The organism is Achromobacter sp. UBA5777 (genome assembly GCF_002418565.1).
Taxonomy (GTDB): domain Bacteria; phylum Pseudomonadota; class Gammaproteobacteria; order Burkholderiales; family Burkholderiaceae_B; genus Achromobacter; species Achromobacter animicus.
Genome location: NZ_DIEJ01000082.1, coordinates 71,803 through 77,734, shown reverse-complemented (window position 1 = coordinate 77,734; position 5,932 = coordinate 71,803). Strand labels below are relative to the sequence as shown.

9 protein-coding genes are annotated in these 5,932 nt (G+C 53.8%); 4 read left to right on the top strand and 5 right to left on the bottom strand.

What is annotated here, in order from left to right; all coding sequences use genetic code 11:
• On the bottom strand, positions 1-283 hold a 283-nt coding region (locus B3446_RS06055), incomplete at its 3' end, for an REP-associated tyrosine transposase (RefSeq protein ID WP_291378431.1).
• Between the two features lie 78 nt (positions 284-361).
• Positions 362-1,585 carry a peptidase T gene (pepT, locus tag B3446_RS06050; protein ID WP_006809220.1) on the bottom strand — a complete coding sequence of 408 codons (1,224 nt, stop codon included), beginning with the start codon at positions 1,583-1,585 and terminating at the stop codon, positions 362-364.
• Between the two features lie 267 nt (positions 1,586-1,852).
• Here pepT and B3446_RS06045 point away from each other — a divergent pair, with 267 nt between their 5' ends.
• On the top strand, positions 1,853-2,575 hold the full coding sequence (locus B3446_RS06045) for an ATP-binding cassette domain-containing protein (RefSeq protein WP_291378426.1): 723 nt from the start codon (positions 1,853-1,855) through the stop codon (positions 2,573-2,575).
• Positions 2,576-2,627: 52 nt separating this feature from the next.
• Positions 2,628-3,266 carry a metal-binding protein ZinT gene (gene zinT, locus B3446_RS06040; protein WP_017693437.1) on the top strand — a complete coding sequence of 213 codons (639 nt, stop codon included), beginning with the start codon at positions 2,628-2,630 and terminating at the stop codon, positions 3,264-3,266.
• 131 nt (positions 3,267-3,397) lie between these two features.
• Here the strand turns inward: zinT and B3446_RS06035 are convergent, their stop codons facing one another.
• The 3 genes from B3446_RS06035 to B3446_RS06025 all read right to left on the bottom strand — a co-directional run bounded on the left by B3446_RS06035 (position 3,398) and on the right by B3446_RS06025 (position 4,914).
• Positions 3,398-3,838: a YcgN family cysteine cluster protein gene (locus B3446_RS06035; protein WP_015570314.1), complete on the bottom strand. Its 441-nt coding sequence runs from the start codon at positions 3,836-3,838 to the stop codon at positions 3,398-3,400.
• Between the two features lie 93 nt (positions 3,839-3,931).
• Positions 3,932-4,591, bottom strand: coding sequence for a fumarylacetoacetate hydrolase family protein (locus B3446_RS06030; protein ID WP_032619529.1), 660 nt, complete (start codon positions 4,589-4,591; stop codon positions 3,932-3,934).
• A 47-nt stretch (positions 4,592-4,638) separates the two neighbouring features.
• Positions 4,639-4,914: a YcgL domain-containing protein gene (locus B3446_RS06025; RefSeq protein WP_015570312.1), complete on the bottom strand. Its 276-nt coding sequence runs from the start codon at positions 4,912-4,914 to the stop codon at positions 4,639-4,641.
• A gap of 123 nt (positions 4,915-5,037) precedes the next feature.
• Between B3446_RS06025 and minC the strand changes: the two genes are divergently transcribed.
• The gene (minC, locus tag B3446_RS06020; RefSeq protein ID WP_015570311.1) at positions 5,038-5,745 is read left to right on the top strand and encodes a septum site-determining protein MinC; all 708 of its coding nucleotides are present in this window, start codon (positions 5,038-5,040) and stop codon (positions 5,743-5,745) included.
• 22 nt (positions 5,746-5,767) lie between these two features.
• The coding region (locus B3446_RS06015; RefSeq protein ID WP_042109066.1) for a P-loop NTPase at positions 5,768-5,932 on the top strand (165 nt) is incomplete at its 3' end.

Sequence of the window (5,932 nt, the reverse complement as noted above, 5' to 3'; positions counted from 1 at the left end):
GCCAGACGTGGCGCATTTCAATGTTGCGGCTAAACGTTTTTTTGATGTCGCGCCAGCGCGCTGAAAAGTCACTGTCCCCTTCCGGCAGGGTCCAGATACAGTGCATATGTTCAGGCAGGATAACCCAGGCGTTAATGGTAAAGGGCTTCGCACGCTTAACCGTGGCGGTAGCGGAACGCAGGCTGTCGATGTGGCGAGTAAGTAAATCGCTCTGGCGGTTTTGCAGATTGACGGTGAAAAACCAGGTCCCACCGGGGATGTAGTGGCGGCGGTAGTTTGACATTGGCACTCCTTGCCCATTGCCCGGTGGCGCTGCGCTNNGTAGGCCGGGTAAGGCGTAGCCGCCACCCGGCATAAAACATTACCGCTTCGCGGTTAACTCCGCTATCCGCACGATCACCTGCACCGCTTTCTCCATCCCTTCCAGCGTCACGAACTCATGCTTGCCGTGGTAGTTATATCCACCGGTAAACAGGTTCGGGCACGGCAGGCCCATAAACGACAGCTGTGAACCATCGGTACCGCCACGGATCGGTTTCATCACCGGCTCGATGTCACAATCGCGCATCGCCTGCTGGGCGATATCAAGAATATGCGGATGCTCCATCACCTTATCGCGCATATTGTAATAGCTGTCTTCGATGATGAGTTCAATATAGCAATCCGGATGTAGCCCCTTGCCGACCTTTTTCGCGATCTCCATCATCTTACGTTTGCGTGCTTCAAAGGCTTTGCGGTCGAAATCGCGGACAATATAGTGCATCTGCGCGCTGTCCACGGTCCCCTTGATGCTGGTCAGATGATAAAAACCCTCATACCCTTCCGTCATCTCCGGGCTCTCTTCGGCGGGCACTTCCGCATGAATACGCGCAGCCAGCGACAGCGCATTCACCATCACCCCTTTCGCAGACCCCGGGTGCACGTTGTTCCCAACGATTTTGATCGTCACCGATGCCGCGTTAAAGTTTTCATACTCCAGTTCACCCACGCCGCCACCGTCGACGGTGTAGGCCCACTGCGCGTTAAACGCCTCAACGTCAAAGTGTTTCGCGCCTTTTCCAACCTCTTCATCCGGCGTGAAGGCCACGCGGATATCGCCATGTGGGATATTTTTGCCCTTCAGCACCGCCAGCGCCGTCATGATCTCGGCGATGCCCGCTTTGTCATCGGCCCCCAGCAAGGTTTTGCCGTCAGTGGTGATTAACGTCTGCCCCAGCAGCTGATGCAGTACCGGGAACATCACCGGCGACAGCACTTCGTCGCCAATGCCCAGCGCAATATCACCGCCGCGATAGTTTTCAACAATCTGCGGGTTTACGTGTTTACCGCTAAAATCAGGTGAGGTATCGACATGAGAAATAAAGCCAATTGCCGGGATATCGCCGTCAATATTCGCCGGCAGCGTTCCCATCACGGTCCCTTTTTCGCTGAGCGTGACATCAACCAGCCCCATGGCCTCCAGCTGCTCTTTCAGCAGATTTAGCAGCTTCCACTGGCCTTCGGTGCTTGGCACCTGTCGGACCCCCGGCTTAGATTGGGTATCCAGCGAAACGTAATGTAAGAAACGCTCAAGTAGTTTATCCATGCAGTCACCCTCACTTTTTGTGACAACATTATCATTAAGCAGCAAAACGCAAATATTGCGTCAGGTCACTTTTATCCCGCAAACGAGAACTTTTTACGTTTATATCGTTGTGCGTTAATAAATGTAGCTTATGAATAAGTGAGAAGGATTGGCGATTCAATGGGTTTGCCGTAGAATGTCCGCCCTCATTACGAGTCACCAAGGTGGTTACACACAAACCCCGCTTCAGTCTGCTGCCTGAGGCGTCTATATGGGACAGCGCGAAAATTGAATACACAACCCCGTTCCCTTTCACCGCTGGTGCAACTGGAACGAATTCGTAAAAGTTTCGATGGCAAAGATGTCATTTCCGACCTTAATCTGACCATCAATGACGGTGAGTTTCTCACGCTGCTCGGCCCCTCCGGCTGCGGCAAAACCACCGTCCTGCGCCTTATCGCCGGGCTGGAAAGCGTCGATAACGGCCATATCCATCTTGAGAACCAGGACATAACCCAGGTTCCAGCCGAAGATCGCCACGTCAATACCGTCTTTCAGAGCTATGCCCTGTTCCCGCACATGACCGTGTTTGAGAACGTGGCGTTTGGCCTGCGGATGCAAAAAACACCGGCCAGCGAGATCCCACCTCGGGTTACCGAAGCCCTGCGCATGGTACAGCTGGAGGCGTTCGCCCAGCGCAAGCCGCATCAACTTTCCGGTGGTCAGCAGCAGCAGCTGGCGATAGGTCGCGCGCTGGCGAGCCGTCCACGGTTACTGATTCTGGATGAACCCACGGAAGGTATTCAGCCGTCGGTGATTAAAGAGATTGGGCAGGTGATCCGCAGCCTGGCGAACCGGGGGGATATGGCCATCCTGCTGGTGGAGCAGTTTTATGATTTTGCGGCAGAGCTGGCCGACAGGTATCTGGTGATGTCGCGCGGCAGCATCGTCCAGCAGGGGCGCGGGGAGAACATGGAGCAGGAGGGCGTTCGCGGGCTGGTTGCGATCTGAAATGTTATAATATAACATCCTCATTCTTATAAAACGGAATGAGGATTTTGCTGTGGCTGCACAACTTGCAAAAATTGCGCTTACTCTGGGAACGCTGCTGGTAAGCGGCTCGCTTTTTGCCCATTCGCACGGTCATCAGATGACGGAGGCGGAACAGAAGGCGGCTAACGGCGTCTTTGAGGATAAAGACGTCAGGGACAGGAAGCTGTCTGACTGGGACGGGACCTGGCAGTCCGTTTATCCGTTCCTGCTTGATGGTTCGCTGGATCCGGTTTTCGAAAAGAAAGCGCAGAAGGGAGAAAAATCCGCTGCCGAGGTGAAGGCCTACTACCGTAAGGGGTACGCGACGGACGTGGACGCCATCGGCATTGAAAACAACGTGATGGAATTCCACCGCGGCAAAACGGTGAGCAGCTGCCGCTACGACTACAGCGGCTACAAAATTCTGACCTATGCGTCGGGGAAAAAAGGCGTGCGCTACCTGTTTGAGTGCAAGGATAACGCGAGCCAGGCGCCTAAGTTTGTGCAGTTCAGCGACCATATCATCGGGCCGAAAGCCTCTTCACACTTCCATATCTTTATGGGCAACACCTCCCACGAGGCGCTGCTGAAAGAGATGGATAACTGGCCGACCTACTACCCGAATGAGATGTACAAAGAGCAGGTGGTGGAGGAGATGTTGCACCACTAGGGTGTTGGTTTTGCCGGGTGACGGCTTCGCCTTACCCGGCTTACGATTAGGGTTTTGTCGGTCGGGTAAGCGCAGCGCCACCCGACAAAATTGCGCACAATAAAAAACCCGCCTCGGCGGGTTTTTTATTGTCACCTATTAGGGTGATTCATAATGTGGTCTTCCCAGTCGCGCACCTCGGACTCTTTCACCGCAATGTGGCGCACGGAAATACGTTCACCGTGCATCGCCGCTTTCGACCCCGTCAACAGCGGATGCCATGTGGGCAGATCTTTTCCTTCCGCCAGCAGGCGATACGCGCAGGTATGCGGCAGCCACTCAAAGGTCGGCAGATTTTCACGGGTTAACTTGATGCAGTCCGGCTCATATTCGAAACGGCGCTCATAGTTGCGGCACTGGCAGGTTTTGATGTTTAACTGCTTGCAGGCTACGTTGGTGAAATAGATCTCGTCCGAATCTTCATCCATCAGCTTATGCAGGCAGCACTGCCCACAGCCGTCACACAACGATTCCCACTCCGCGTCGGTCATGTCGTCGAGAGTTTTGCTTTGCCAGAAAGGAATGTCGTTCATCGGGATGTCCACACGTCAAAATAGAGCGCACCTTATAACGAGTCTGGCACGTTGATGCAAGTTTTGCCGCCCTTTTCAGGCGGCACTGTGCTTTTACAGCACGCGGGTTTTCAGCGACAGGCCGTTAAAACTGACGTCCAGTTCGTCGCCGCTAAGCAGCGGCCCCACACCTTCCGGAGTGCCGGTGAGGATCACGTCGCCAGGTTTCAGGGTGAAGAAGCGGCTCATGTAGGCAATCAGCGGAACGATCTTATGGATCATGTCAGCGGTTGTTCCCTGCTGGCGGATCTCGCCGTTGACCTTCAGGCTGAGCGGCGTGTTCTGCGGATCGTCGGTAAATTCACTCACCGGAACGAAACCAGAAATCGGGCATGAATTATCAAAACCCTTGGCTTTTTCCCACGGCTGCCCCGCTTTCTTCATTTTGCCCTGGACGTCACGCAGCGTCAGGTCGAGCGCGACACCGTAACCCGCAATCGCCTTCTCTACATGCTCTTCAGTTGCCTGGCGCAGCGTCGCGCCGATCAGCACCGCCAGCTCCACTTCATGATGCACCGAGCCCAGTCCCTGCGGCAGAACCAGCGGCTGGCGAATATCGCACAGTGCGGTTTCTGGCTTAATAAACAGAACTGGCTCTTCCGGCACGGCGCTGCCCATCTCCTGAATATGTTTTGCATAGTTGCTGCCCACGCAGACCACTTTGCTGACGGGATAATCCAGTAATGCACCTTGCCAGTTATGATGTTGATACATGGTCGCCCCCTAATCGGTTGATGAGTTGTTCCCGGAAGGTCCCGGGCTTATTTCTTTCCGCTCAGCTCAAGGTGCTGTTTTAATAAATTCTCCGGTGGCGGCGGAAGCTGTAAATAATAGCCCTGCTCGATTAACGCCTTTTTGACTTTCTCAAGATCGGCGTTCACCAGCTTCTTACGGCCGTCCAGCGGCAGCAGCATCGCCAGCTGCGGTCGGCCAAAGCTTTTCATTAATTCTTCAGGCACGCGGGAAAAATCGTCTTTCTTTTCGACATAAAGGTAGGTCTGGTCGCGGCTGGTACTTCTGTAGATCACACAAAACATGTTTTTACTCTGAATTAACGGGTGGTTGCTTGCCTCAATATACTCCTGACTATAACATGCCTGATACTCTTCGGAATATCGCGGCGATGTGTTGCGGTTAATAGCAAATTGAGTAAGGCCAGGATGTCAAATACGCCCATCGAGCTTAAAGGCAGTAGCTTCACCTTATCAGTGGTTCATTTGCATGATGCAAAACCCGAGGTTATTCGTCAGGCGTTAGAAGACAAAATCGCGCAGGCTCCCGCTTTTCTTAAGCATGCTCCTGTCGTCGTCAATGTAAGCGACCTTGAGGGGCCGGTTAACTGGAAGCGACTCCAGCAGGCCGTCGTCTCCACGGGGTTGCGCATCGTGGGTATTAGCGGCTGCAAAGACGCAGAGTTAAAAGCCGAAATTGAACGCGCGGGTTTGCCCTTGTTAAACGAGGGCAAAGAAAAAGCCCCGCGTGCAACGCCTGCAACCGTTCCCGCTCCCCCGCCTCCGGCGCAAAATGTAGCCCCAGTCACAAAAACGCGATTGATTGATCTGCCGGTTCGTTCCGGTCAGCGCATTTATGCGCCAAACTGTGATCTGATTGTTACAAGCCACGTCAGTGCGGGCGCAGAACTGATTGCAGATGGCAATATTCACGTTTACGGTATGATGCGTGGGCGTGCGCTTGCGGGCGCCAGCGGCGATCGAGAAGCACAAATTTTTTGTACTCACCTGACGGCAGAACTGGTGTCTATCGCAGGTGAATATTGGCTGAGCGATAAAATCCCAGCCGAATTTTATGGCAAAGCGGCCCGTCTGCAACTGGCAGATAACGCTTTGACCGTTCAACCGTTAAATTGATCCCTTTTAACAAGGAATTTCTATGGCACGCATTATTGTTGTGACTTCGGGTAAAGGAGGCGTTGGCAAGACCACCTCCAGCGCGGCCATCGCTACTGGTTTGGCCCAGAAGGGAAAGAAAACCGTCGTAATCGACTTCGATATCGGTCTGCGTAACCTGGACCTGATCATGGGTTGCGAGCGTCGC

Excerpts from the sequence above, each read along its gene's own strand:
- pepT (WP_006809220.1), bottom strand. The coding sequence starts at position 1,585 with ATGGATAAACTACTTGAGCGTTTCTTACATTACGTTTCGCTGGATACC.
- B3446_RS06025 (WP_015570312.1), bottom strand. The coding sequence starts at position 4,914 with ATGTTTTGTGTGATCTACAGAAGTACCAGCCGCGACCAGACCTACCTT.
- B3446_RS06030 (WP_032619529.1), bottom strand. The coding sequence starts at position 4,591 with ATGTATCAACATCATAACTGGCAAGGTGCATTACTGGATTATCCCGTC.
- minC (WP_015570311.1), top strand. The coding sequence starts at position 5,038 with ATGTCAAATACGCCCATCGAGCTTAAAGGCAGTAGCTTCACCTTATCA.
- B3446_RS06035 (WP_015570314.1), bottom strand. The coding sequence starts at position 3,838 with ATGAACGACATTCCTTTCTGGCAAAGCAAAACTCTCGACGACATGACC.